The sequence below is a fragment of the Agarivorans sp. DSG3-1 genome (assembly GCF_046774965.1).
Lineage (GTDB): Bacteria > Pseudomonadota > Gammaproteobacteria > Enterobacterales > Celerinatantimonadaceae > Agarivorans.
Map to the genome: position 1 here is coordinate 157,945 of NZ_CP177241.1, position 24,651 is coordinate 182,595.

Annotated in this window: 24 protein-coding genes; 9 read left to right on the forward strand and 15 right to left on the reverse strand. The window is 44.8% G+C overall.

All coding sequences use genetic code 11. The annotated features are described in order from the left end of the window. Nucleotides 1-7: 7 nt before the first annotated feature. A complete protein-coding gene (locus ACLD71_RS00770) occupies nt 8-2,377 on the reverse strand; it encodes a fatty acid cis/trans isomerase (RefSeq protein WP_137674203.1) in 2,370 nt (789 codons plus the stop codon). 201 nt (nt 2,378-2,578) lie between these two features. Between ACLD71_RS00770 and ACLD71_RS00775 the strand changes: the two genes are divergently transcribed. After that, nucleotides 2,579-2,767, forward strand: a complete 189-nt coding sequence (locus tag ACLD71_RS00775; protein WP_137674204.1) for a DUF2061 domain-containing protein — start codon at nt 2,579-2,581, stop codon at nt 2,765-2,767. A gap of 11 nt (nt 2,768-2,778) precedes the next feature. After that, a complete protein-coding gene (locus ACLD71_RS00780; RefSeq protein ID WP_137674205.1) occupies nt 2,779-2,973 on the forward strand; it encodes a DUF4250 domain-containing protein in 195 nt (64 codons plus the stop codon). Here ACLD71_RS00780 and def read toward each other — a convergent pair. The 3 genes from def to ACLD71_RS00795 all read right to left on the reverse strand — a co-directional run bounded on the left by def (nt 2,960) and on the right by ACLD71_RS00795 (nt 4,956). Then, complete coding sequence (def, locus tag ACLD71_RS00785) at nt 2,960-3,508, reverse strand: peptide deformylase (RefSeq protein ID WP_411992422.1); 549 nt, start codon at nt 3,506-3,508, stop codon at nt 2,960-2,962. The genes ACLD71_RS00780 and def overlap by 14 nt on opposite strands. After that, nucleotides 3,495-4,175: a hypothetical protein gene (locus ACLD71_RS00790; RefSeq protein ID WP_411992424.1), complete on the reverse strand. Its 681-nt coding sequence runs from the start codon at nt 4,173-4,175 to the stop codon at nt 3,495-3,497. Before ACLD71_RS00790 ends, def begins: the two co-directional genes overlap by 14 nt. Nucleotides 4,176-4,242: 67 nt before the next feature. Continuing rightward, on the reverse strand, nt 4,243-4,956 hold the full coding sequence (locus tag ACLD71_RS00795; protein WP_137674208.1) for an HAD family hydrolase: 714 nt from the start codon (nt 4,954-4,956) through the stop codon (nt 4,243-4,245). Between the two features lie 152 nt (nt 4,957-5,108). Between ACLD71_RS00795 and ACLD71_RS00800 the strand changes: the two genes are divergently transcribed. Continuing rightward, nucleotides 5,109-5,345 (forward strand): DUF2375 family protein, encoded by a 237-nt coding sequence (locus ACLD71_RS00800; protein WP_161985179.1) that lies wholly within the window; start codon nt 5,109-5,111, stop codon nt 5,343-5,345. On the opposite strand, the gene ACLD71_RS00805 is transcribed toward ACLD71_RS00800, so the two are convergent. Both ACLD71_RS00805 and metE read right to left on the reverse strand, forming a co-directional pair. Continuing rightward, a complete protein-coding gene (locus ACLD71_RS00805) occupies nt 5,342-6,814 on the reverse strand; it encodes an MATE family efflux transporter (RefSeq protein WP_411992427.1) in 1,473 nt (490 codons plus the stop codon). The two genes, ACLD71_RS00800 and ACLD71_RS00805, sit on opposite strands and share 4 nt — an antisense overlap. 109 nt (nt 6,815-6,923) lie before the next feature. Next, complete coding sequence (gene metE, locus ACLD71_RS00810; RefSeq protein WP_411992429.1) at nt 6,924-9,191, reverse strand: 5-methyltetrahydropteroyltriglutamate--homocysteine S-methyltransferase; 2,268 nt, start codon at nt 9,189-9,191, stop codon at nt 6,924-6,926. A 271-nt stretch (nt 9,192-9,462) separates the two neighbouring features. Between metE and ACLD71_RS00815 the strand changes: the two genes are divergently transcribed. Continuing rightward, the gene (locus ACLD71_RS00815) at nt 9,463-10,386 is read left to right on the forward strand and encodes a LysR substrate-binding domain-containing protein (RefSeq protein WP_411992431.1); all 924 of its coding nucleotides are present in this window, start codon (nt 9,463-9,465) and stop codon (nt 10,384-10,386) included. 106 nt (nt 10,387-10,492) lie between these two features. Continuing rightward, nucleotides 10,493-11,509 (forward strand): GGDEF domain-containing protein, encoded by a 1,017-nt coding sequence (locus ACLD71_RS00820; protein ID WP_411992433.1) that lies wholly within the window; start codon nt 10,493-10,495, stop codon nt 11,507-11,509. A gap of 162 nt (nt 11,510-11,671) precedes the next feature. On the opposite strand, the gene ACLD71_RS00825 is transcribed toward ACLD71_RS00820, so the two are convergent. Then, a complete protein-coding gene (locus ACLD71_RS00825) occupies nt 11,672-11,980 on the reverse strand; it encodes a hypothetical protein (RefSeq protein WP_411992435.1) in 309 nt (102 codons plus the stop codon). Nucleotides 11,981-12,341: 361 nt separating this feature from the next. Here ACLD71_RS00825 and ACLD71_RS00830 point away from each other — a divergent pair, with 361 nt between their 5' ends. Further along, entirely contained in the window at nt 12,342-13,226 is an 885-nt protein-coding gene (locus tag ACLD71_RS00830; RefSeq protein WP_411992437.1) for an endonuclease/exonuclease/phosphatase family protein, read from the forward strand. Here ACLD71_RS00830 and rarD read toward each other — a convergent pair. From rarD to ACLD71_RS00855, 5 genes are all read right to left on the reverse strand, one after another. Further along, entirely contained in the window at nt 13,207-14,103 is an 897-nt protein-coding gene (gene rarD / locus ACLD71_RS00835) for an EamA family transporter RarD (protein WP_411994816.1), read from the reverse strand. The two genes, ACLD71_RS00830 and rarD, sit on opposite strands and share 20 nt — an antisense overlap. 116 nt (nt 14,104-14,219) lie before the next feature. After that, nucleotides 14,220-14,798 (reverse strand): hypothetical protein, encoded by a 579-nt coding sequence (locus tag ACLD71_RS00840; RefSeq protein WP_411992439.1) that lies wholly within the window; start codon nt 14,796-14,798, stop codon nt 14,220-14,222. A gap of 75 nt (nt 14,799-14,873) precedes the next feature. After that, entirely contained in the window at nt 14,874-15,521 is a 648-nt protein-coding gene (locus ACLD71_RS00845; protein ID WP_411992441.1) for an HAD family hydrolase, read from the reverse strand. A 59-nt stretch (nt 15,522-15,580) separates the two neighbouring features. Continuing rightward, nucleotides 15,581-16,945 (reverse strand): YjiH family protein, encoded by a 1,365-nt coding sequence (locus tag ACLD71_RS00850; RefSeq protein WP_235836240.1) that lies wholly within the window; start codon nt 16,943-16,945, stop codon nt 15,581-15,583. A gap of 255 nt (nt 16,946-17,200) precedes the next feature. Further along, on the reverse strand, nt 17,201-17,554 hold the full coding sequence (locus ACLD71_RS00855; RefSeq protein ID WP_411992442.1) for a hypothetical protein: 354 nt from the start codon (nt 17,552-17,554) through the stop codon (nt 17,201-17,203). Between the two features lie 299 nt (nt 17,555-17,853). Between ACLD71_RS00855 and ACLD71_RS00860 the strand changes: the two genes are divergently transcribed. Then, on the forward strand, nt 17,854-18,234 hold the full coding sequence (locus ACLD71_RS00860; RefSeq protein WP_137674220.1) for a PilZ domain-containing protein: 381 nt from the start codon (nt 17,854-17,856) through the stop codon (nt 18,232-18,234). Here the strand turns inward: ACLD71_RS00860 and radA are convergent. Continuing rightward, nucleotides 18,231-19,592, reverse strand: coding sequence for a DNA repair protein RadA (gene radA / locus ACLD71_RS00865; protein ID WP_411992444.1), 1,362 nt, complete (start codon nt 19,590-19,592; stop codon nt 18,231-18,233). The two genes, ACLD71_RS00860 and radA, sit on opposite strands and share 4 nt — an antisense overlap. A gap of 156 nt (nt 19,593-19,748) precedes the next feature. Between radA and ACLD71_RS00870 the strand changes: the two genes are divergently transcribed. Further along, complete coding sequence (locus ACLD71_RS00870) at nt 19,749-22,148, forward strand: PilZ domain-containing protein (RefSeq protein WP_411992445.1); 2,400 nt, start codon at nt 19,749-19,751, stop codon at nt 22,146-22,148. Here ACLD71_RS00870 and serB read toward each other — a convergent pair. Beyond that, nucleotides 22,137-23,135, reverse strand: coding sequence for a phosphoserine phosphatase SerB (serB, locus tag ACLD71_RS00875; RefSeq protein WP_235836241.1), 999 nt, complete (start codon nt 23,133-23,135; stop codon nt 22,137-22,139). The genes ACLD71_RS00870 and serB overlap by 12 nt on opposite strands. A gap of 10 nt (nt 23,136-23,145) precedes the next feature. On the opposite strand from serB, the gene ACLD71_RS00880 reads away from it, so the two are divergent. Beyond that, a complete protein-coding gene (locus ACLD71_RS00880; RefSeq protein WP_137674223.1) occupies nt 23,146-23,922 on the forward strand; it encodes a YtjB family periplasmic protein in 777 nt (258 codons plus the stop codon). Here ACLD71_RS00880 and deoD read toward each other — a convergent pair. Then, entirely contained in the window at nt 23,919-24,623 is a 705-nt protein-coding gene (gene deoD / locus ACLD71_RS00885; protein WP_137674224.1) for a purine-nucleoside phosphorylase, read from the reverse strand. The two genes, ACLD71_RS00880 and deoD, sit on opposite strands and share 4 nt — an antisense overlap. Nucleotides 24,624-24,651: the final 28 nt, after the last annotated feature.

Genomic DNA, 24,651 nt, shown 5'->3' on the forward strand with positions numbered 1-24,651 from the left:
ATCTGGCTTAGCGATTTTCTAAACGGCTGTAATCCAATATTCCAGACTCAAGCGGCTCTGCTTGTAGGTATGCTTGATGCAAACGGTCGCTAAATGGCCAGAACTCTTGGCTTGTTCTGCGAATACCATAGCGCTTCATAAAGGCTTGATATGAAGCTTCGTCATTCACATGCACAAGTTGCTGCTGCAAGCGTTTAAGTTCAGATTTCTGTACCTGCCAAAATGCGCCAGGATAAGCCCCCACTATACCGGGTAACAAAGAAACATGATCTTGGTCTGGGATACGATTATCGTCTTCTAGGAATAAACTAGAGATGTTGGTATGCGCATTGTGTCGCAATAAGGTGAAATACTCGGGTTCAGTTTTACTCGGTTCATCCACTTGAATAAACACCACCTGCGGTAACAGTTTAACCGCCCCTCCTTTCCAAGCATCTATCTGAATCGCAAAGTCGCTGATTTCGCGAGAAAACTTAGGGAAGGTAATATCATGTTTCTTAGGTAATGCCGACGCTAGCTTCTCATCAAGCATATCAAACAGTTGCTGTTTATAGGGTAAGTCATCTCGGTATTCAACTGCGCTTTTAAAAAATGCTTCTTGTGGACGAGACTCTACAAAATCAACAATTTGTTTATCGGCTCCCACATACCAGCTGCGTAGTTCGTCGTAACGCATTTCGGCAGGTAACAAAGAAGTAAAGCTGCCCTCGCCTTCCATACGTAAAAAGTCCATATACAAGCGCGTAACTAACTGATGACCTAAATTGCCATAAGGGTCAAAGCCAGCCACCAATAAATAATGAATACGCTCAAATAAGGAATAATCAATTACCCATGCTGTTTTAGGTTGTTTACCTACAGTGCCTTTGAGTACGCTGGCACTGTCAAAGTGACGAAATATGGTTAATGCAGCGTTGGGGTTGTCACCATCACCATCCCAAAGTAAATCTAAGTTCAATAGGCTATCGTCTTTATTTAACCAGTTTTTCGCTTCTTCAATACTGGCTTTAATGTATTTACGGTGACGCTTGGAATAGCTGATCCAAGTACTAATTGGCAGTACATTACTTTGCTCCACAGAAGGCATGCGTAAATGTTCACTTTGCTCTACCAAAAACTTTGCTTGTTGCTGTTCATAGCGGTTATCTGGATTAGCAAAATACACCCAAAAATGATCTTGAATCACATTGAGCGCGACCTGACCTCTACATACAGGGCCTTTCATAAAGCCCATAATGAAGGTTTCCGCATCGTCTAACATAAAGCGGTAACGGCCATTAACGGTGAGATCCTGAAAGGCCACAAATGGGTTGCCAGCCACTTTAGGTTCATAACCAGGCAGCTCATTCACGACCGTATCATCACCCAAAAACCAGTTTTTCCAACGCTCGGCGCGAGCCTGATCTAAACGGTAAGGAATATGCGTTTTTACCACTATGCTTTCACGTTCTGGCGCAAGGCGGTAATAAACTCGCTCAACTTTTGGATCATCATAAGGTCTGCGAGTAGCAATTTGATCAATAGGATTGCCCGGCGCGGTGCGCGAGCGAACTAGCTTAAAAAAGGCCGGACGAGTATTGGGATCGTCAGCAAAATAAAGGTGGGTTATAAACAAATGCTCGTAAATATAACGGGCCATCAGGCGTTGTTTTTTTGAATCGCCATTTAACAAGGCTTCCCATTGTTCAACCTTATCCATTAGTTTGTTATGGGCGCTTAAGTCATCAGCCATTGGAGCACCACTAGCTAACCAAGCGGTGAGTGTATCGAACTCCTCATCGCTTATCTCGGGCAAGCCGTAAGGCATGCCCCACTCAGGGTGAGATGCTTGCACCTTAGCGTAACCCTCAATGCCTACACATTGCTGGGTTCTATCCAATGCGAAGTCAAACGCTTCGGGGTCGAGGATCTCATCGCCGGGATCTACATAGCTGCGCTTTTGTTTTAACGCTTGATACATTACGCCCGCTTCAAGGTTTGCCTCTTCAGTTTGAACCCGTTCATTTAATACCGGATTAAACCCTTTTTGACGCCACATTTGAGTAGATTTAGCATCGGTATATAAACGTGTTGTTGGCGCAGCAGTAACCCGGCTTCCATGATAAACGCGAGCAGTAGTAACACCCCGGTCGATGCCAGCAGCTGAGGTTAGTTTTAATTGGCAGGGCGCGTCGTAACAGGCGTGGCACATAACGCAGCGTTGATCGAGGATCGGTTTAACCTCACTCAAAAACTCAGCGGCTGGAGGATAATTTTCAGAAAACACCCGGGGTTGCACAGAGGCTTTGCCAAAGCGCTGGTCGAATTGATTAACAATAATGGTAGAACAGCCTGCAATTAACAGCAGGAGCCAAAAAACACTAAAACGTCGAAACATAGCTCTTCCCTGATCAAGTTAGCGCGGCATCTTACACTACTTACAATGCCTTAAGTATACATCAACTCATGATTTTTTAGCCTGGCTTTACACTTCACCACAGTAGCGTTTCAACAAAGATTAAAAAAACATCAAAAACTACTTGAACCATCAAATGATAATGATTATCATTTAGATATAGATTAAAGAGGGGACAGACAAATGATTAAAACAATAACTTTTGCCAGCATGCACTTTAGCATCGCTTTTTTGGTCACTTGGTTATTAACTGGCGATATTATGATTGGTGGTTTAGTAGCTATTGTAGAGCCAGCAGTGAACAGCGTGGCCTACTTCTTCCATGAAAAAGCTTGGGTAAAATGGGGTTTAAGCCCTACTCCTCAGCATTAAGGAGCGGATAAATGTTAGACCAAAACCGTGTACAAACAATGGATATTAATATCTTACTGAGCATTATTAACATGCAGGTGAGAAATGACTTTTCGAGCTTTGAGGAGTTATGCCATTTTTACGAGCTCAACCAAAACCAATTAGTACAGCGCTTGGCACTTGCAGGTTATACCTTACAAGCAAACCAGCAATTTACTGCGGCATAAACTGTTGCTGGTAGTCTTGTTCAGAGATAAGGCACGCCGCATCAGGTACCCGTTCAACAATACAAATACCTTGTAAGTGGTCATACTCGTGTTGAATGATCCTAGCAACAAAACCACTATAGCGCGCTTCTAAATACTCGCCTTGCACGTTTTGATAACGCAGCATAATTTCGCTAGCCCGAGCAATCTTTGCCCGCTTACCTGGCACACTTAAGCACCCCTCCCAACCCAGCTCTTGCTGTTCACTATACGCTACAATCTTAGGGTTACAAATTTCAAAGGCCGGCAGGTTTGGGGCATCTGGATAACGCTGATTTGCCTTACTAGCCACAATCATTAACTGCCACGACTTTCCTGCTTGCGGCGCGGCTATACCTACACCTTGAGCTTCTAACATAGTAAAACGTAAACGTTCTACCCATGCGAGTTCTTGCTCACTTAAGGGAAAATGCACAGCGCCAGCTACTTGTTTAAGCACAGGATCTGGGTAAATCGCCAGCGTTAAAGGCTGAATGCTGATGTTAGCTGGCCTCACTCTCACTGTTCATCGCACTATAAGCCCGATAAGCAAATACTAGAAAGAACGCTTCAAGTATTTGTCCTAGCACTCGGTTACTAAACACCAGTAGTTCACTGGCTTGCTGCGCCAACAACCAACGGTGAACGCCCCATACAGGAATCATAGTGACTCCAGCCACGATAATCACACCAGCTAATAGTGGCCACTTATATTCTTCGGTTTGTTTCCAACTGGCACTAATCGCTTGCAGCGGTGTAGTTCTATGTAATACGCAGTGCAAGTCGGCCACAATTAAACGGCTGGCGATAACAATGCCCGGCAAAACAAAAAAACTCAGCCCTAACATCACTAAGCTAAAAGTCATGGCTATCACTAGAAATAAACTGGGCCAGATGCTCAAGGCTGCTTCAAAGCAACGACTAATCGACCACGCCTGTTGCTTAATGTGGCTGCGCATATAAAGAATGATTGCGCCTTGGTAGATTGGCTGCATTAACAAGCCCAAGCCAACAAACATCCAATAATTAATCGCCGACTCTTCGGGTAAGTTCTGTACATACATACTTTGAATTGCCGCAAAGGGGATTGCGAAAGGCAACACCATTAAGGCAATAGCCATAAAGTGCCGACGGTAGAAATGAACACTGTCAGCTAACCAATCCCACAAACCACTAACTGCCATGGTACTCCTTTAGCCATTTCCCTAGCGTTAAATACAAAACCACCTCTTAAACCTATTTGCGCCAGCGCTACGCCAAGCGAACACATTCCAATAATTGAGAAAGACCCGAAATTTGCCAAGTCACATTATCAAAAGGTTGAGCAACTACTTCACCAGCGACCTGGCGCTGTAACCATACACTAGTAAGGCCCGCTGCTTCAGCCCCTTGAGCGTCATTTTTAAAATTATCCCCCACATAACAGCAATCTTTGGCAGAAAGCTTGGCCATAGCGAGGGCTTTATCAAAAATGGCGGGATCAGGTTTAGCGGAACCGGCCGCTTCGGCGGTTAACACGAACTCAAAATAATGAGTAAGACCAGCCGCTCTAACCTTACGCTGCTGCATATCTTCTGGGCCGTTCGAGACCAATGCTAATCGCCACCCTTGCTGACGCAATTTGTCTAAACAAACTAAAGTATCGGGGTAAAGCTGAGTGGCAGCTATATATTGCTGCATAAAATACTCAAAAGCGTCTTCAGCTTGCTTATCGCTTAATTCAGGTTTTTGTAAGGCTTCGCGGGCGCGCGCTTGGCGCATTTCTGCAGCACTTAACTGGCCCTGCAAAAAAGCGGGATAATGCTGTTTAAGCGCGCGACGCCAATGGCTCATTGCTTCAGCTTCGAGCTCTGGTTGGTAGTGTGTAAACAGCGCTTTAGCCGCAGTCTCAGTGGCGATGGCATCATCAACCAAGGTATCGTCTAAATCGAATAACAGCATGCTTGCTGAGGTTTGAGACGTCATTCGTTTCCCCTTTTTTCAGCCAGATTAGCGAGCTAGCTTTAGAAGTCAACGATTGTTTACAGGCTGCATATTAAGCCTGACAACAAAATGCAGTGATCTATCAGTAGCCTGCTACCGTTATTTGTATGAGTAACATATTAAAGGGCATAAAGATGAACACTCCATCAGTCAGCTTAAGTGAAGTGACCCTGCTATTTTACCCTGAAGATAAACCCTATCAGCTACAATCACTGGTGCTTAAAGATCAAGTAAAAACCCAGCAAGGCCGGGTAATGATCAGCGCTAAATACAAGCAAGGGAAAATCATTGTGGCGGTTATTGAAGGCCATGCTGAATTGCTAAACCTATTGGGTGATCGCTTTGATGGGCGACCCGCTTCGGCAGCTTAAGACTTGGCTTGCGCAGGTTCAGCTTCGCCGTTGCTTAAATTGTCCACTTCCGCTTCGGCGCACATATAGGCTCGGCTGGAACAAAATGGCGTAAGCGGCACACTTGGCTCCATAGCTTGCTCTTGCTCTGTAAGGTGAGATTGATGTTTATCGGTCACTTTACCTACCACGTAAAACGCCATTCTTAAGGCCAACAAGCCAAACACAACGGTACCTAAAGCTTGCCCACCCAGCACACCCAATGGGCCAAACCACTCCCCGCCTAAATATACAAACGGCATGGTGCCTAAAGTTGCTTTACCAAAATTTAGCATGGTAGATGTGCTGGGATAACCTAGGTTATTAAAGGCGGCGTTGGCCACAAACATGGCCCCGTTAAATACAAAACTAAAGCTAATCCACGTACAAAAGAAGGCTATCACTGTGGCGGCTTCCCCGCCTACACCAAATACCCTAATGATATGGTTTTGGCCCACTAACATAAGCAGAGATACCACGACCACAAAGCCACCGTTAAACCACAAAGCCTTACTCAGTGCTTCACGAACGCGATCGTAATAATGGGCACCAAAGTTTTGTCCGACTATCGGGCCTATAGCGCCAGATAAGGAGAAAATCATCCCAAAGGCCACCGGCATGATCCGCCCAACCACTGCCCAACCAGCGACGTAAGCATCGCCAAAAGCCGCAATCGCGGCAGTAACATAAGCATTTCCGAGCGGCGTTGCTACATTGGTCATCATCGCAGGACCGGCTACTTTTAAAATACCGCGTAAGTCTTCCAACAACCTTTGTCCACTGAATCGAGCGAACAGATTATGCTCGTATACCACGCCATATAGCGCGACACCAGCCACCACAAAACGAGCGATAACAGACGCAATAGCCGCTCCTGGTAAACCTAAACCAAGGGCAAAAATAAAAATAGGGTCAAGAACGGCATTCACACCTCCACCGGCCAAAGTAGACCACATGGCTCGCTTGGCATCGCCCACCGAGCGCAACGCAGCGCCTGCGCTCATGGCTAAACCCAGTATCGGCAATGAAGGCAGCAAAATACGAATATAGGTTATAGCCAGCTCATGGGTACGCGCTTTAGCACCAATAAGGCTTAATAATTCAGGAGCGAAATACCACACCAAAGCGGCAAAGGATGCGCTAATAATAAAGCCCGTAAACAGAATATTGGTGACCAGTTGCCTAGCTCTAGCTTTGTCTTGCTGACCAATGGCCTTAGAGACTAGCGCGGTCATAGCAATGGATAAACCAATGGAAATAGAGGTAGTAAAAAATGCGATAGTTCCAGCGTAACCTACCGCAGCGGCCAGCTCTGCTTCACCCAGTAAACTGATGAAAAATAGATCGGCCAAATCAACGAGAAAAAGAGCAGTTAAACCAATAGCATTGGTTGAAGACATCACCACTATGTGGCGAAAAATATCACCGGAAACAAACTTGGCCTTTGGCATAGAAACTCGCAACACGATTGGATAGCTTCTAGTGTAGGCGCAAACTGGTGTTGAGTCATGGGCAGAATAGCCCCTAATTTAAAGGGGCTATTGCTCTGCAACGCTAAAGTTATACTAAGCTAGCGCGTAACTCTTTAGTCGCTAACACCATGTTTTTAAGGGCAGCTTCGGTTTCTTCCCAGTTACGGGTTTTAAGGCCACAATCTGGATTTACCCATAAACGCTGATGAGGGATCCACTCGGCGGCTTTATCGATTAAGCCTTTTATATCTGCAATGCTTGGAATATTTGGCGAGTGAATATCGTAAACGCCTGGACCAATTTCATTGGGGTACTCAAAGTGCTCAAAAGCCTGTAGCAAGCTCATTGCCGAACGTGAGGTTTCAATGGTTAATACATCGGCATCTAGTGCTGCAACGGAGGGCATAATGTCGTTAAACTCGCTGTAACACATATGCGTATGGATCTGGGTTTCAGGTTGAGCGCTGGCTGCAGACAATTTAAAGGCTGATACTGCCCAATCTAGATAGTGCTGCCATTCGCTGCGCTTAAGCGGCATGCCTTCGCGAATAGCAGGCTCATCAATTTGAATAACCTGAATACCTGCTTGTTGCAGCTCAGCCACTTCATCATTCAAAGCCAATGCTATTTGTTCAGCAATTTCTGCCCGGCTAATATCTTCTCGAGCAAAGCTCCAAGTAAGAATGGTTACCGGCCCTGTAAGCATGCCTTTTACTGGCTTGTTGGTGAGTGACTGGGCGTAGTTGGTCCACTCAAGCGTTAATGGTTTAGAACGCTCGATATCATCAACAATAATTGCAGGTTTTACACAGCGTGAACCGTAGCTTTGCACCCAGCCAAAACGGCTAGCGATAAAGCCATCTAATAACTCGGCAAAGTATTCCACCATGTCATTTCGCTCAGCTTCGCCATGCACTAATACATCTAGGCCTAACTTTTCTTGGCGCTCAATAGCATCGGCAATGTGTTTCGCTAACGCGGCATCGTAATCCACTTGGCTTAACTCACCAGCTTTGTATTCACGACGTTGACGGCGAATTTCATTGGTTTGCGGAAACGAACCAATCGTAGTAGTTGGCAGTGGTGGCAGCTGCAAGCTTTGTTGCTGAATAGCTTGGCGCTGAGTAAACGCTAACTTACGCTCGCGCTGTGCCGGCGCCAGCTGTTCTATACGCTGCTGTAGTTCTGTATTTTTCTGATTACTAAGCGATTGTAAAGCAGCACTGTATTGACGCGATAAACGTAAGGTATCAGCGTCACCATTTAAGGCTTCATCCAATATTTGTAGCTCTGTTAGTTTTTGCTCTGCAAAGGCTAAGCGGAATTTTGCATCGCCTAAATCTGTTTCACTTTCTAAATCAAGCGGGCTGTGCAGTAACGAACATGATGAAGCAAACCACAAACGTTCACCTAAGCGCACTTTCAATGAACTATATTGCTCGATAAGCTGCGGTAAGTTAGCGCGCCATACATTGCGACCATTAACTACGCCAGCCGACAGCACCCAATGCTCTGGCAGCCAAGTGAGCACTTGCTCCAATTGCTCTGGTGCAGCACTTAAATCTAGGTGTAAACCGTCTACGGCCAACTGTTTAATTACTTCAGCGTTATAAAGCACATCGGCAAAGTAGCTGGTAAGAAGTAACTTACTAGAGCTTATGCGCGTGCTGTAGGCGTCTAGCAAGGCTGCTTGCCACTGCGGCTCTAGCTCCAAACCAAGCACTGGCTCATCAACTTGCACCCACTCAATGCCTAAATCAGCGATTTTTTGGAAAATCTCGCGATAAACGGTAAGCAATTGTGGAAGCAAAGAGATACGTTGAAAACCATCTTCTGCAGCATCATCATTTTTACCTAGGTATAAATACGATACAGGGCCAAGAATAACGGGTTTAACTTCGTGCCCTAAGGCTAGTGCTTCTTTAATTTCATCAAACAATTGTTGCCACTGTAAGCTAAATTCGGTCTTTTCAGAAAACTCAGGAACAATGTAGTGGTAGTTAGTGTTAAACCATTTACTCATGTCAGACGCAGCATGGTTACAACCACAACCTTGCTGGCCACGAGCCACTGCAAATGTGCTGTCTAAGGTAATTTCATCTGACTGGTGACGCTTCGGCACATTGCCTAATAGCAGTGAAGTATTCAGCACTTGGTCGTACCAAGCAAAGTCACCTACTGTTACCCAAGCCTGACCACTGTCTTGCTGGGCTTGCCAATTTTGTTGGCGAATTGTTTTGCCTACTTCAAGTAGTTGCTGCTGCGATGACTCACCGCGCCAGTAACTTTCTAAGGCAAACTTTAGCTCTCGATGCTTACCAATTCGCGGATAACCCAATACGTGTGTAATGCTCATTTCAATAATCCTTTTAGCCGTCTAGATGTATATAAATCCATAGTGACTAGTCGAACCAAGCAATACAATTGAAAAGCTATCAAGTGAAATTGAAGTTTATTCAACACCATCAATCTCATACCCAAATTAGCAAGGCTTGAAAGCCAACAACTTATTTGCAAAATTGAATATTATTCATGATTGCCTAAGTAACTAAGCCTCACGCTATACAAGCTGAGTAGCCATGCTTAAGCTAGCAACTTAGTGTTAAGAAATGGAGGGCAAGGCACACATGTTAGAGTTAAAACACTTACGCAGTATTAAAGCTATTGCCAATAGCTCTTCACTAAAAGCAGCGGCCGCTAAGCTGTTTATTACTGATTCTGCGTTATCTCATCAGCTAAAAGATATTGAGCAGCGCATTGGAGCCAGCTTAGTCGTAAGAAAACAGCAACCTTTGGCGCTTACCGAGCAAGGCTGCCAATTGTTATCCCTTGCCACACAAGTATTGCCGCTAATAGAAAAAGCGGAGCAAACACTCTTACACTCTCATCAGCAACAGAGTCGATTGAACATTAGTGTAGATTGTCACGCTTGCTTTCAGTGGTTACTGCCTAGCTTGCAGCAATTTCAACAAACCTGGCCGCAGGTTAGCAGTAGCTTCTGCCAAGATAAGGACTACAACGGATTGCCGCTGTTGCAAAGTGGTGAAGCAGATTTACTCCTCACCTCCAATGTGAAAGTAGATCAGCAGATTCATTATCAGGCCTTATTTGAATATGAAATGGTATTAATTTGCCCTCCGCAGCATCGTTTAAGTCAGCGCCAAAGCATTCAAGCTGCAGACTTAGCCGGTGAAACGGTCATTAGCTACCCAGTGGCGCTGCAACGATTAGACCTACACCAACACATACTCGCGCCCGCCAACATTGAACCTAGGCAATGGAAACATGCCGACAACCCCGCCATGCTGTTACAAATGGTTGCAGCAGGAATGGGAGTGGCAGCCATGCCTTATTGGGCTGTGGAGCATTATGCGGCCCAGCAATTCATTAGCCTACGATCGTTTAAACAAGCACTATGGCGACCTATGTACGCTGCTTACTCAACTAACCTGCGAACCAGCACTCCCTTACAAGCGTTTATTTCTCTCATTCTAGAGCAAGCCTTTAGCCAACTAAAAGGCACCAGAACCCTGCGCGCTAAACCGCAATAATCCTCACTAATTATTTGACGAAACGCACAAAAAGAGTTTACTTTTAATAACATAAGTTAAGTTGTTCCCTTCTCATCAATTTGCAGTTTGGCAAAGGTTTCACACTATGGTGTCTGACTGGTCTCCAGCAGAATTTACAGAAAGAAAAATGAGCCTTGTTATGCACTTGGCCGGTTTAATTCCTTGTATTTATTTCTCTTACGTTCACCTTTTTGGTGGCACTTTTTGGTATGGCTTAGTGGTTCTTCCCTGCACATTTGCCATTTTGGTTTCATTGTTTTTATTATTCACTCAACCAGACTCACAGAGTTACAAAATAGCCGATGTATGGTTTTTGCTGCTAGCAATTCCGCCAGTGTTATTAGCACTAACCCGCCATGATATGCATGGTGAATTTTTTGTCCCGCCGTTAATTCTTGCTTGTTTTATTCACCTACCGTTAAAGGTGGCGGAACGCTTAGTGTTAGCAGTGAGTATTGTGGCGGTTGTACTTGGGGTTAACCATCTGGGTATTCATCAAGGTATACGTTTTGGCATCGGGATCCTTGCTACCCACATATTCGCTTGGGGCTTAGCAAGGGTGTTGGTTAAACAACATAACGAGCTAAAAGATCTCGCCTTTAAAGATTCGCTCACTCGCTGTTACAACCGCAGAGCCCTATTCGATGAACTATTAAAGGCAAAACAGCAAGATAAGCGCAGCGGCATTAAAGCAGCGATTGTGTTATTAGATTTAGACCACTTTAAACAAGTGAACGATCAACTAGGGCACAATGTAGGGGATCAAGTACTGGTGTGGTTTGCTCATTTTCTGCAGCAGAATACTCGAGTCAACGACCGAGTATTTCGTTATGGAGGGGAAGAGTTCTTAATTCTTTTTCACGATGCTGACTTTGACATGGCTTACAAAACCAGCGAGAAGCTGGTGAGTACCATCGCCAAGATAATAGCGCCAGAGCAATTAAGCGTTAGCTTTAGTGCCGGAATTTCGGTGATTAAAGATGGTGAAAGTATCGACGATTGGATTCAACGTGCAGATATGGCCTTGTATCAAGCTAAACAAGCTGGCCGTAATCAAACCTGGCCGAGTCAGTTTTCCTCTGCTGAAGTCACCATTGAGTGAAAGTGGGTAATTAGGGATTAAGTACCAAGGCAAGCGATATAAATATTTGAGCGGAGAATAGAGCGCCAATGCTTGTTCTATTCACCAGTATTTTTGAGCATACTAAGAAATGAGTAAAGCGGTAAGCCGAGTTGAATATACCGCTCGGTTTACGTGGCAGGTTTAAGAAGCACTAACACACTTGGTTTGTTGTACGGCTAGGCTCTCTTGTTCATTACGCCACAAACGGTGGCCACACTCTAAACAAACACATTCTCGGCGGTAATCCATTAAGCTTTCTAAGCCGTATTCCCAAGTTTGGTTGCTATTACAATGAATACAACGAATAGTGGTTTCGCTCTCCACCTTTTCTGGGTAGCGCTGCTGGTAATCTTTTAGTGTTGGCAAGCGTAGCCATGTGCGCTCGTTGTTATCACGCCGATTAAAAAACAGCACCACCGCACCAAACAAAATCAACAACAGTTGAAGCAAAACACCCACCTTGGTTTTTTTAAGCTTAAGTTCTTAATATCGAACTCTATTTCTGCTACAGATCCTTGCTTAGATACCATTTTAAATCAACCTGGTTTTTAACAAATATGCCAATAACAGCAAAAAGGCTCTTCACTAACTGTTACATATTGTTTACGTTTTAGTGGTTGATAATACTAATCGAGTTTTATTACGCTTAAACGAGGTGTTTTTGCTATATTTTGACTTTCCTCGTGCAACAATAATTACAGCATCTCGTACGACTAAGGACAGTCTCTGTAAGCCCATGAATAAACTGCTAAAAGCATCATCCATTATACTTTCTCTTATCAGTTTTCTGCTGGCAACACTGATCCTCATTTTGAAATATTTGCCCGATACCACTTGGGGTATCTCGCTCAGTTACTTAATGTTGTTCTCACCCCGCTGGTGGGCGATTTTAGTATTGTTAAGTCCAGTCGTGTTCTTAAGCATAATGACCAAGTGGCAATATTTGTCTTGGGCACTTTGCGCGGTAATTTTTGTTCAGTTTCAAGATTTACAGCTCGCACTGCCTAATCAAAGCGCTGGCGAATTTACCGTGTTGTCTTTAAACAACGGTAATGGGGCCAGTTCAGAACAGATTCGAACATTGGTGGCTCAGCTGCAACCAGATATTGTGTTTATGCAGGAGTCAAAACCCGAACGCGTTGAGCAAATCTTTGATGACAGCTGGTTTAGCCATTGTGATCACCTGTGTACAGTGAGTAGAACCCCAATTGAGCATCAGGGGAGTTTGTCACGAGAGACCTTTGGCGGTTGGGGGAAATTTGCGGTTTTTTACCAAACTCAAATTGGCGATACCACACTGCAACTTGCCAACATCCACATGGATACCCCACGCCCTACGATTAATGCCTTGATACACCGAAGTGTCGCCGCTGAAGAATTTGCCAATCTGCACTTTGCCCGCAACATGCAAGCTTCATTGTTGGCATCATGGGCCAAGCAACAGGCTAACTTTATCGCCGCTGGTGATTTCAATATGACCACCTATGAAAATATCTATCAGCGCCATTTAGCAGAATTAAACAATGCAATTGATATTGCTGGTAGCGGCGTAAATTACACCAAATATACCTCATGGCATGGCGCAAGAATCGACCACCTACTGGCCTCGGAACATTTTGAAATAACTCGAGCAATGGTATTGGAGTCAATGGGCGGAGATCACCGTCCTATTACGGTTAGTTTAAACTTACACTAGCTTTACGTTTAAATCCTCTTCTACTGCCATCAATTGCCAATAACAGTAAGGCCAACACTATCAATATATAGGTTGGCCATTGCTCGGCAGATAAACGCTCTCCCAATAGCCAGCCTACACTAAACACCAAAACTGGTTCTAAATAGCCCATTAAGCCAAACAAGCTAAGCGGTAAGTGGTTAGATGCCAATAAAAACAACAGCATAGGCACTGTACCAGCAATACCTAAACCAAAATAATAGAGCCAAGGGTAGTGATTATAAAAGCTGACTATTTGGCTTTGTTCAACGCTTACACCGTCACTGAACAACAGATACACAATCGCCAGTGGCAACAACAATAAGTTATCTACGGTGAATGCGATATGGCTTGGCAGCGGATACTTACGTCGTAACATAAAATATAAGGGGTATCCAAATGCTACCAGCAACACGACCCATGATAAGCCATCAGCCATTAGATAAGCATAAGCAACCCCTAACCCAGCTACACATACGGCCACCCACTGAACGCGACTGAGTCGCTCTTGGTAAACAAATCGTCCTACCAACACCAATACCAACGGCAAAGAAAAGTAGCCCAATGCAACTGGCAATGTTTGCCCGTTGGCTGGTGCCCAAATAAATAGCCAGAATTGCAAACCCACTAATATTGAGGCGACCATCAATCGTGGCCAAGCTTTAACATTAACCAATTGGCTTACGATCAAAGGAAGTTGCTTCATTAGGCCTAAGCCAATCAGCATCAATAAACAACTCCATACAATACGTTGCGCAGCTAACCAGTTACCACTATTTGGCTCTAGGGGAAATTGATGGATATACCAAGGTAAAAAAGCAAACATGCAGGAGGCGGCTACCGAGCTTAGCAGGCCCACATAGAGCTGAGAATTTTGTGAGGAAGGTAAGGCCAATTTACTGCTCAACCATTAGGCTAAAGAACTGATTAAGCAGTAAATAATGACTCGCCGCAAGTATTTTGACTAATTTTTAACTAGTGCAATACTGGGCTAGGAACTGGTGCAGCAGTCAGTTGGCTAAGCTGAGCCGAAGCCGCCATTGCTTGCCATTGCTGCTGCATTTTTTGATATGGGCTAATGCCAGTTTGGCGCTGGGCGTAATCGTTTAAAATGACTCCCCAACGAAACTCTTCCATTTGTTGGTTAGGCACCTTGGCTTCTCGTTTAGCCATGGCCAGTACTAAAGCCTTAACCTTCTCTAATTGCGGCGCTACCGGGTGATTTACCCCGTCGGTTACCAACACATTCTGAAAGTCAGCCAACATATTTTGTTTTAAGGCGTCCACTTCTTCGTCTTGTAAATCAGCAACGGCGATAGCTTCGGTTAATACTCGTAACTGCCATACGCGAGAAAAGTTTTGGTAATCATCTTGGTGTAAATCAAAAAACAACATCACGTAACCGCTGGCGCGCTCTAACACTGCTAAACATTCATGCGAGCCAACTGCAAAAGAATGCGCACTCCAGCTATGGCGAACGGAGGCATTTTCTAGGGAAGGTAACTCTCGTGGCAAGCTTGCTTGCACATTGTTACTAATTTGAATTTCTATCATAAGTTGCTCATCACTGATCCTAATAATCACTAATGAGCAAAAACAATGCCAGCACTTGGCGTCAAAAAAACGCTGCTAACGTAATTCGCTTAATACTTCATGCAAAGAAGGTCGAATTTGATGACCTAACTGTTTAAGCTGCTCGCTAGGTGGTATCAGGTCTGGAATTTGATAAACCCGCATACCCGCTGCTACAGCTGCTCTTACACCATTGTCTGAATCTTCAAAGGCTAAACAATCTTTGGCTTGAATATCTAAGGCATTGGCCGCCGTTAAAAATATCTCAGGGTGGGGTTTGCTATAAGTCACTTCGCAGCCTGAAGAAATGCTGTCAAAGAAGTCGATTAAGCCTGCGTTTGCTAATTTAGTTTCGGCAGCGTGGCGATTCGATGAGGTAGCTACAGCCAAGGGAATCGACTGTGAGCGCAACCACTTAAGTAGCGCAACAGCGCCGACTTTAACCGGTACCGGTTTATGTAAAATAACCGCATGGTATTTTTCCAACCAGCAAGCGCGCAACTCATCGTAAGCTAAATGTTCACCATAACCAGCACAGATGATCTGTTTTATCTTCTCAGCATTAGAACCAATAATGCCAAGGTAAACTTGCTCTTTAAACTCTAAACCTAAGTCACCACAGGCCGCAGCAAAAGTATCATAAGCAAGACGCTCACTGTCGAGTAACAAACCGTCCATATCAAATACCGCAGCACGATAAGTCATTACAATCTCCACTAAGCTAGGTAAAAACTGCTCGCCAGTAGCCTAGCGAGCAAACGGGTTTAAAAGAACAAATGCGCCATTAAGCTGATAATGGGTAACGTCACCAGCGTACGAATTAAGAAAATAGCGAACAATTGCCATAATTTAACCGGTAATTGGCTGCCCATAATAAGCGCACCCACTTCAGATAAGTAAATTAACTGAGTGACCGACACTGCTGCGATAACAAAGCGAGTGATATCGGCTTCAATAGAAGCCGCTAGAATGGATGGGATGAACATATCAGCAAACCCCACCACTAGCGTCTCAGAAGCACGCGCAGCTTCAGGCAATTGCAGCAGTTCTAATAGCGGAATAAAGGGCTTACCCAAATAGCTAAAGATAGGCGTGTACTCAGCCACAACTAAAGCTACTGTACCCACCGCCATAATGACTGGCAGCACACCAAGCACCATATCTAGTACGTTGTGCATGCCTTGTTTAACCAGTTGCTTCGGATGGCTAGCGCGACCAGCTTGGGTTAAAGCTTGCTGCCAACCCCAAGTAAAACTGTTGTAGCCACTGGGGATCATTTCATCATCTTGCTGGCGTTTACTGCCATCAATAAACTGATCTTTAAAACCAGACAAAGGCGGTAAGCGTGGAACAATCACTGCGGCAGCAAGACCCGCAACACAAACCGTTAGGTAAAATGGGGCAAACATATGCTCAAGGTTTACCTGTGCCAATACCACCAAGCTAAAGGTAATAGACACTGCAGAGAATGTAGTGGCAATCACTACTCCTTCGCGTTGAGTGTAGTGTTTTTCTTCATACTGTTTATTGGTCAACAGTATTCCCACACTACCGTCACCCAGCCAAGATGCCATTGAATCAACGGCACTGCGCCCTGGCAAACCAAATACCGGGCGCATCACTTTAGTGAGCAAAGTGCCAATGAATTCAAGTAAACCAAAGTTAAGTAATAGTGGCAGCAATAAGCCAGCAAAAATAAACACGCTTAATAACGTTGGCAGCAAGTCACCTAAAATTAGACCGCCGGTGTCACCAGACCACAGGGCTTCAGGGCCTATTTTAAAAGCACACACTAACACCAATAGCCAACCGAGCATTCTTACTGAGTACCAAGCCTTTGACACTTGAAACAAAGAGGTTAGCAAGGCATTTTTACCTAGAAAAGCGGGTTTAGCCAGTAAAGTATAGGTCGACATTACAGCGCTAATGCTAATCAAACCCACCAATACCCATAGCGCGCTGTCACCCAAAACCGCCACTAACGCTTTGGCTAAAATAGCCACCGGTATGGTGTAAGAACCGTCGTAAGGCAGCGGTAGCATAAATAGGAAGATACCTAGCAGCGAAGGTATAACAAATTTCCAGGCTGCTACATTTTTTTGGGGGCTAGTTGAGCTAGCTGTTGGCATAGGTGCCGTCTCCGCTTCACGCATACAAAATCACTCGAATATGTAAATCTAGTAGTTGTATTCACTAAAGGTGAATAAATTTTCGCGAAAGAATACAAGCAACAAGCCAATCAATCAAGATTTATGAACTACTAAAATCCAAATAAGCAACATCTTGAACCATAAATTGCAAATTATGCGACACAGTTTCACCACTAGGTGCAGGATTTAACTCACTTTAGCCCTAGTGTTACAGCGAGCAGATTGGAGGTTGGTTTAAAAATCTTCACCACGAAAGCTAAACTCTGCTAGCTGAGCCGAACCTAAAGTGTGTTTAATCACCAGCTTTTTACCGCTAGAGTTATAAGCGAAACCTACACTGGGACTTTGCTGCCACACACTATCTGCAGATCGCCGCCACAGCACATTGTCGGCTTGCAGTTCACAATAAAAGCTGTGCGTGTTGCCACCTTGGCTCAAACGAAGCTGCATAGTGTCACCGTTACGCCGGTACTGGCGAACCAAGTGAGGCTTAACGCCTTGCAAACTAGCGATTGCAGCTTGGCATACTTGTTCGGGTTTAAAACCTCCCAAGTTGGGTTTGGCCGCAATCAAAAAACTTGCTGCCATTAGCAACAGGGCTCTTTTAATCCATGGCCTCATCTCATTAACACTCGTTTTATCAACTCCATTCATTTAGACACATATTGCGAGCGCCCAATTAGGCGAATCAATACTCTGCTATCGACGTTTATTGTTCGTTAGCAGCGTTTCACAATAAGCCCTTAAAAAGCAGCGCTTTATTGTTGTCTTGCGGGCTCAATAATCAGTTAACTTAAGTTTACGTTAAATAGCGATGGCTTAGCTGCAACTTTGCCGTAATTAAGCTAGGCTTAAGCTTAGATTATAAGAGAAATAGGAAACCCAGTATGCACGAGCGCCGCCAATTTTTGCGAGTTCTATTTGATCGCCCCGCTTACTTGAATCATGGGGAGCAATCTTGGTCATGCCAACTGTTGGATTTATCGTTGCAAGGAGCATTAGTCACCTTGCCTAATGACTGGGATAGCACCCTTACTCAACTCACCTTAAGCTTTAGTTTAAGTGATGTAGCAATCGATGAGCTAAGTATTACTATGGATGTTGAAGTAAAACACGAACGTAACCAGCAACTTGGTTTGCGCTGTGTTCACATTGACATTGAAAGTGCCAGCCACCTCAAGCGCCTAATCGAATTAAATTTAGGTGACGACGATTTACTGCATCGCGAGTTAGAGCACTTGATTGATCAAAAGCAGCAACAAGACTAAACCGCTTCTAGCGCCTCTGCGAGTTTACTTACCGCTATCACTTCTAAACCTGCAATCGGCTGTTTTGGCCGATTGCCTAAAGGCACAATCGCTCGTTTAAAACCATGTTTAGATGCTTCGTTTAAACGCTCTTGCCCATTACTCACCGGGCGAATCTCTCCCGATAATCCTACTTCACCAAATACCACTAAATCTTGCGGTAATACTTGATTTCTAAAGCTCGATACCATAGCAACCAATAGCGCTAAATCAGCCCCTGTTTCAGCTACTCGTACTCCGCCTACAACATTGGTGAATACATCTTGGTCAGACATTTGCACCCCGGCATGGCGATGCATTACCGCAAGCAGCATGGCTAAACGGTTTTGCTCTAGGCCTACAGCAACGCGCCTAGGATTGGCCATTTGGCTGTAATCTACCAAGGCTTGAATTTCGACTAATAAGGGGCGTGTACCTTCCCACACCACCATTACCACCGAGCCAGGTGCGGCTTCTTGGCCACGCGATAAGAATATCGCCGATGGGTTCGACACTTCACGCATACCTTGCTCTGTCATGGCAAACACGCCGAGCTCGTTAATTGCGCCAAAGCGGTTTTTGTTGCCACGTAAGGTGCGAAAACGGCCGTCGGCATCCCCTTCCAGCATAATCGAGCAATCAATACAGTGCTCTAATACTTTAGGGCCTGCCAGCGATCCGTCTTTAGTTACGTGCCCCACCATAAACATGGCAATATTGTGCTGCTTGGCAAAGCGCGTTAACCAAGCGGCACTTTCGCGAACTTGGCTTACACCCCCCGGTGCCGACTGAATATCAGCCATGTGCATCACCTGAATCGAGTCAATCACCATCATCTTTGGTTTAACTTCCAAAGCAACTTGGCCAATTTGCTCAACACTGGTTTCGGCTAACAGTTTTAGTTTGTCTTTAGGCAGGCCTAAACGCTGAGCACGCAAGGCAATTTGCTGCAAAGATTCTTCACCCGTAACGTACAAGGTATCCATGGTTTGCGCTAAGCCACACATGGTTTGCAGCAACAAGGTACTTTTACCCGCGCCAGGGCTTCCGCCAATTAAAATAGCGCTGCCCGGCACTACACCGCTCCCCAGCACGCGATCAAACTCAGTAAAACCGGTAGAAAATCGCGGCAGTTCGGCTAAATCGATACTCTCAAGCGTTTGCACCTTACCAGTGGCGTTACCAGCGTAGCCGGTAAAACGGTCGTTACGCGCTGGCGCCGCACTTAAGCGTACTTCGCTAATGGTATTCCAGGCTTTACACTCTCCACATTGCCCCTGCCAACGAGGGAAATCGGCTCCGCAGTCGTTACACACATAGGCCGTTTTCACTTTTGCCATTTTCACTCCGGGCGGTCACATAATGCTAAAATACTGTTAATAATGCTTGCCTTAGCCGAGTCACAAGGCACAATCTTTGCTTATTATCTAAGATTGTAAAGACTGAGACAGAGTTTTGACAGCAAAACAACCGTTTAAGGAATAATACCCAGCAATATGGCGGACACCAAGCACTACGCAATAATTGAACGTTTATTACCACTAATGGGAAGCAGTGACTTTAACCAAGTATTTAGTCGCGCCACCCAAGAGCTGTCTAATAATGAACGCTTCTTATTAAAAATGGAAATGAACCGCTTATCGGCTCCTTGCCAACGCTTGGTTGATCTTAGAACTAAAGTAGATGGCGAATGTAAAGAGTTTCACTATCAAGGTAAAACACACTATCTAGACGACATTGCCATTAAAGTCTTTAAACAGCAGCTCAAACTCTATAACAACCAGTACACCTTAGGCATATTTGAAAAACTGCAAACTACCGAGAATAACTTCAAGGTAATGCAGAAGAACAATATCAGCCCACAAGAAGCGGCCGCCCGTCGCCCCAAAAATATCGTCGCTCGCGCAGTACGTTTAGGCCATTACATCGGGCGCAGTGAAGAGCGCATGCACCTTACCGCGCCATTAAAAATGGCAGGCGTAAACGGCGTATTGTTTGATGCTCGTACTTCAAACATGTCAGTTTCGGGACTTAGAGCTAAGGTCGACTCGCAGCGAGAGTTTGTCGTTGGCGAGCATTACTTCATTTACTTTAGCGGCTTAGAAAAAGAATTTGTTAATCGCGTGCTGAGCGCTGGCACGGAATACCAAGTAGTAGGCATCGACCGTAAAGGTAGCCAGCAATGGGTACGCTTAATTGTGGTCGATCCAGGGGAGGAGTTTAATAACTTCTTCAAAAACTTTTTACGCTCTTATCGTGGGCGCTATAAAGTAGATGTAGATAACATCACTGCAGCGGTTATCACTAAAGGTTATGAGCAATATTTAATGCCGCGCTTAAGCAGTGTGCCGTTGTATTTTTCTGGTGAAACACCCGCGCAACTCAACTATGTGTTAGCCACACAAAATAATTTAGAACTGCTGTCTTATTGGCGAGATGAAACCAATAACAGCCATTTGTCGCAGTTGTTTCACCCGCCAAGAATGATGCGTTATCAGCAGCAGGGCCAAGGGGAAAGCTTAATTTATTGCTTTACTCACACTGCCAACAACAAGTTATTTTTCTATTCTGCCTCTAGTGAGGAACTGGCCGAGCACCCAGAACTTCGAGAATTATATTTTGCTTTTGGCTGTCGCAAACCCAGCTGGAAAGTATTCAAGTTTCAGTATCACCCGGCTCAGGCCAGCGATGCCGAGGTAAGCTCCCCTCTTCCTAAAAAGGACTCGCAAATTGAGCGTGAGCGTGTAGCTAAAGCCTTAGGAAACCTAAGCATGGTAGGTTTGTTAAGCGACGTTACCAACTTACATATTGAGCAAAGCTACCAATTAGCCTACCCGCTTGACGGCAACCCCAATAAACTTGCGCTGTTTAATCAAAGCAAACAGCCCAGCAAGCACTTTGAGCAGGTAAACTATAAGTATCTGCAGCTACGCAAAGAGAATCGCTACAAATACCGCTCATTAGTAGAGGTTGAACATCATGGTGATAATGAATCAGGTTGGATTAGCGATTTTTCAATCAGCGGAATGAAGATTGAAGTCGAGACACCGCTGGATTATACCGTTGGCGATACCGTACACATTGCCCTGCCGCAGTTTCAAAAACTGGTGAAAAGCTTTGAGCTTAAGCACTTGGCTTACGAAGTAACGAATTGCAATAACAGCCACACCATATACAACTTGAAAGTGATTGAAGTGAAGGGACACTCGCACCAAGGTGTAAGTTTTTTCAAACAGCTCATCGATAACAACTTAGACAAACTGCCAATGCTGCCAGAAGGCAAAACCATCGCCGGTTTGTCTGACGCGCTACGCCAAATAGTATGCGCACCACTATTTTGCCGAGCGATGTTTATTCACAAAGTACCGGGCGCACTTGATGTAGGTTGCGTGACTTACGGCTCTATTCCACAGGCCAGTGATAATTGGTTGAATATTGATAGCAGTTCGCATCAGGCAGATTTAACCAAGTTCCTTGCCAGCGAAAACTTAGCATCTTTCCTCGCCACCCAATTACGTAGCCATACGCCCAGTGACAACCCTGAGCGTATTGAAGTGATCACGGTGAGTACTAAAGACAACAGCAAGCTGTTGTCGGTGCGTTGTAGCGACAATTTTACTTCGGTAGCGCAGTTACGAGAGTTTGTTAACTTGAGTTTAAGTCGAGGCCAAGTCAATGCTTTTTGTTTACAATTGTCTCGAGTAGGTCGCCCAGATACAGAGTATATTCAACGCGAACTAGACTACATTAGCCATTACGCAATTCATCGCGCTAAACAACTAGAAGATGAGCTATGGAGTGTGGCGGGAGTGATTGAAGTGACCGATGTCACCGAAGAACTGATGCAGCGCTTTAACTTAAGCGCTGCACCTCAACAGCTCAAACTAAGCAGCTAACATTTTAGCGGCGCGTAAAATACATACTGCGCCGTCTAAATCACTGTGTTTAATGGTAAGTTGTGCTTGTTGCTGTACCAAAGGTTTAGCATGAATCGCAACCCCAAAATCAGCCGCTGCCAACATCTTAAGGTCATTAGCTCCGTCACCAATCGCCATTGTTTGCTGAGCGGCATACTGCTGCTTAAGTTGTAATAGAATATCGGCCTTGGCTTGGGCATCCACCACCGGGCCTAATACCTCGCCAGTCAGCGTGTCATTTTCTATTTCTAGTACATTGGCTTGTACATGATCAAAACCTAAATCTTGCTGTAAGCGCTCGGCAAAATAGGTGAAGCCACCTGAGGCTATCGCCACCTTCCAGCCAGCATCATGAATTGTCTCTATCAAACATTTTAAGCCCGGCATTAACGGCATGTTATCGGCAACTTGCTTGAGAATACTTTGAGGCGCATCTTTCAGCAGTGCTACGCGGCTACGTAAGCTTTGCTCAAAGTCTAACTCTCCACGCATAGCGGCGGCAGTTACCGCGCTCACTTGCTCGCCGATGTTGGCTAAAACAGCTATTTCATCAATACATTCAATTTGAATGGTGGTGGAATCCATGTCCATCAACACCACCCCTGGCTGACTAAGATCTGGCAGACTATCTAGCACAGCCAAATCAAAGTTAAACTCAATACCCGCGAGTTTTTCTTTACACCACTGAGTATCAGCTTCACTTTGCAACAATACGCAAATATTTCCCGCTTCCGGCATTACGCCGCAGAAGTTTAACGCGGTAGAATCGTCGACCAGTGGACGCAAAACGGCAAAGTCTGGAATCAACAATTCTTTTGCCCATACCAAAATATACGCACCAGTCAGTGCACCACTGGTTTCTAAGAGCCCTTCATCAGGACATACCCGATATGGAAATTGCTTTAGGGCCAAAGACCACTGACTTAATGACTGCGGTAAGCTTTCAAGACTATGTGGTGATTGCAAAACGAGATCCTTGTTTCTAAAAATTGCGGCGCATCAAGATAGCGTATTGCTTTTTGGTTTGGCAAGCACCTACAATGGCTTTAAGCATAAAAAAGAGGTTCGTGTGGCCAAATCTGCAGTTAGACGCTATCGAATTATTCAATTCACTCAATTGGTGTTAGCCATTGTATGTTGTGTTTGGGTACTTTATTACTACGTTGATTTAAAACACAGCGGTGAACAGTTAATCGAAAACCAAACCGAAAAACTGGCGCGCTCGTTAACCTCTTTAGCCGCGTTAAATGCAGCAGGCTACATCGAAGAAGATAATCAACAAGATTTAACGGAGTTGGTGAACTCTTTAGTCAAAGAACATTTTGTAAAAGATGCCACCATCTATGACCATCAAGGGCTTCGCTTAGCCGCTTCTCATCTGGCCTTACCGCTCTCGCAATTGCTGCCTTTGGCAGGCAATAGCCATTTACCGTTAGAAGGTTTAGGCAGGCGCCCTTATATTGCTGAAGTTCGTGGAGAAAAAGGAGAAACCTTAGGTTTTTTACGAATAACTCTAGAGCATACAACCTTACTGGCCGAAGCAAATACTTACATCACTAATGGCCAATCAAAAATCATGATAATGTTTTTGATGTCGATTAGCATTGGATTTTTGTTAACGCGGGTATTGTCGAGGAAACGCCATTTGGCCACTTTGTTTAATATAAACAAACGCGCCCAACGTAAAGAAGCGAAGAAAGCGAAGAAACTTCTAGCGGACATTGCCGCTAGAAGTGATACCGCTAAAGGCTAAAGTAAAGACTCAAGGGTTAGGGTAATCATCTCGTTAAATGTGGTTTGACGCTCTTCAGCGGTAGTTTGCTCACCACTGCGAATATGGTCTGAAATAGTCACAACACATAAAGCCGCTTTACCGCATTCAGCCGCTACGCCATAAAGACCAGCCGCTTCCATTTCTACTGCATATACATTATGTTTTTCCATCACATCGAACATATCTGGTTCTGGTGAATAGAATAAATCTGCAGAGAAAATGTTACCTACTTTTGCATCAATGCCTTGTGCTTTAGCACTGTCTACAGCTGCACGTAATAGCTCGTAGTTAGCAATAGCTGCAAAGTCATGGCCTTTAAAGCGGCTACGGTTTACTTTTGAATCGGTACACGCGCCCATGGCAATAACCACATCACGCAACTGAATGTCGTTACTGACTGCACCGGCACTGCCTACGCGGATAATGTTTTCAACACCGTACTGAGTGTATAGCTCGTGAGCGTAAATAGAACAGCTTGGAATACCCATGCCAGAACCCATTACAGAAACACGTTTGCCTTTGTAGGTGCCCGTATAACCAAGCATGTTACGCACACCGGTTACTTCTACAACGTCTTCCAAAAAGGTTTCAGCAATGTGTTTAGCACGCAGCGGATCGCCAGGCATTAAAACCGTTTCTGCGAAATCACCAGGGTTAGCATTGATATGTGGGGTAGCCATATAAACTCCTAAATAAAGTTAGTTCGAG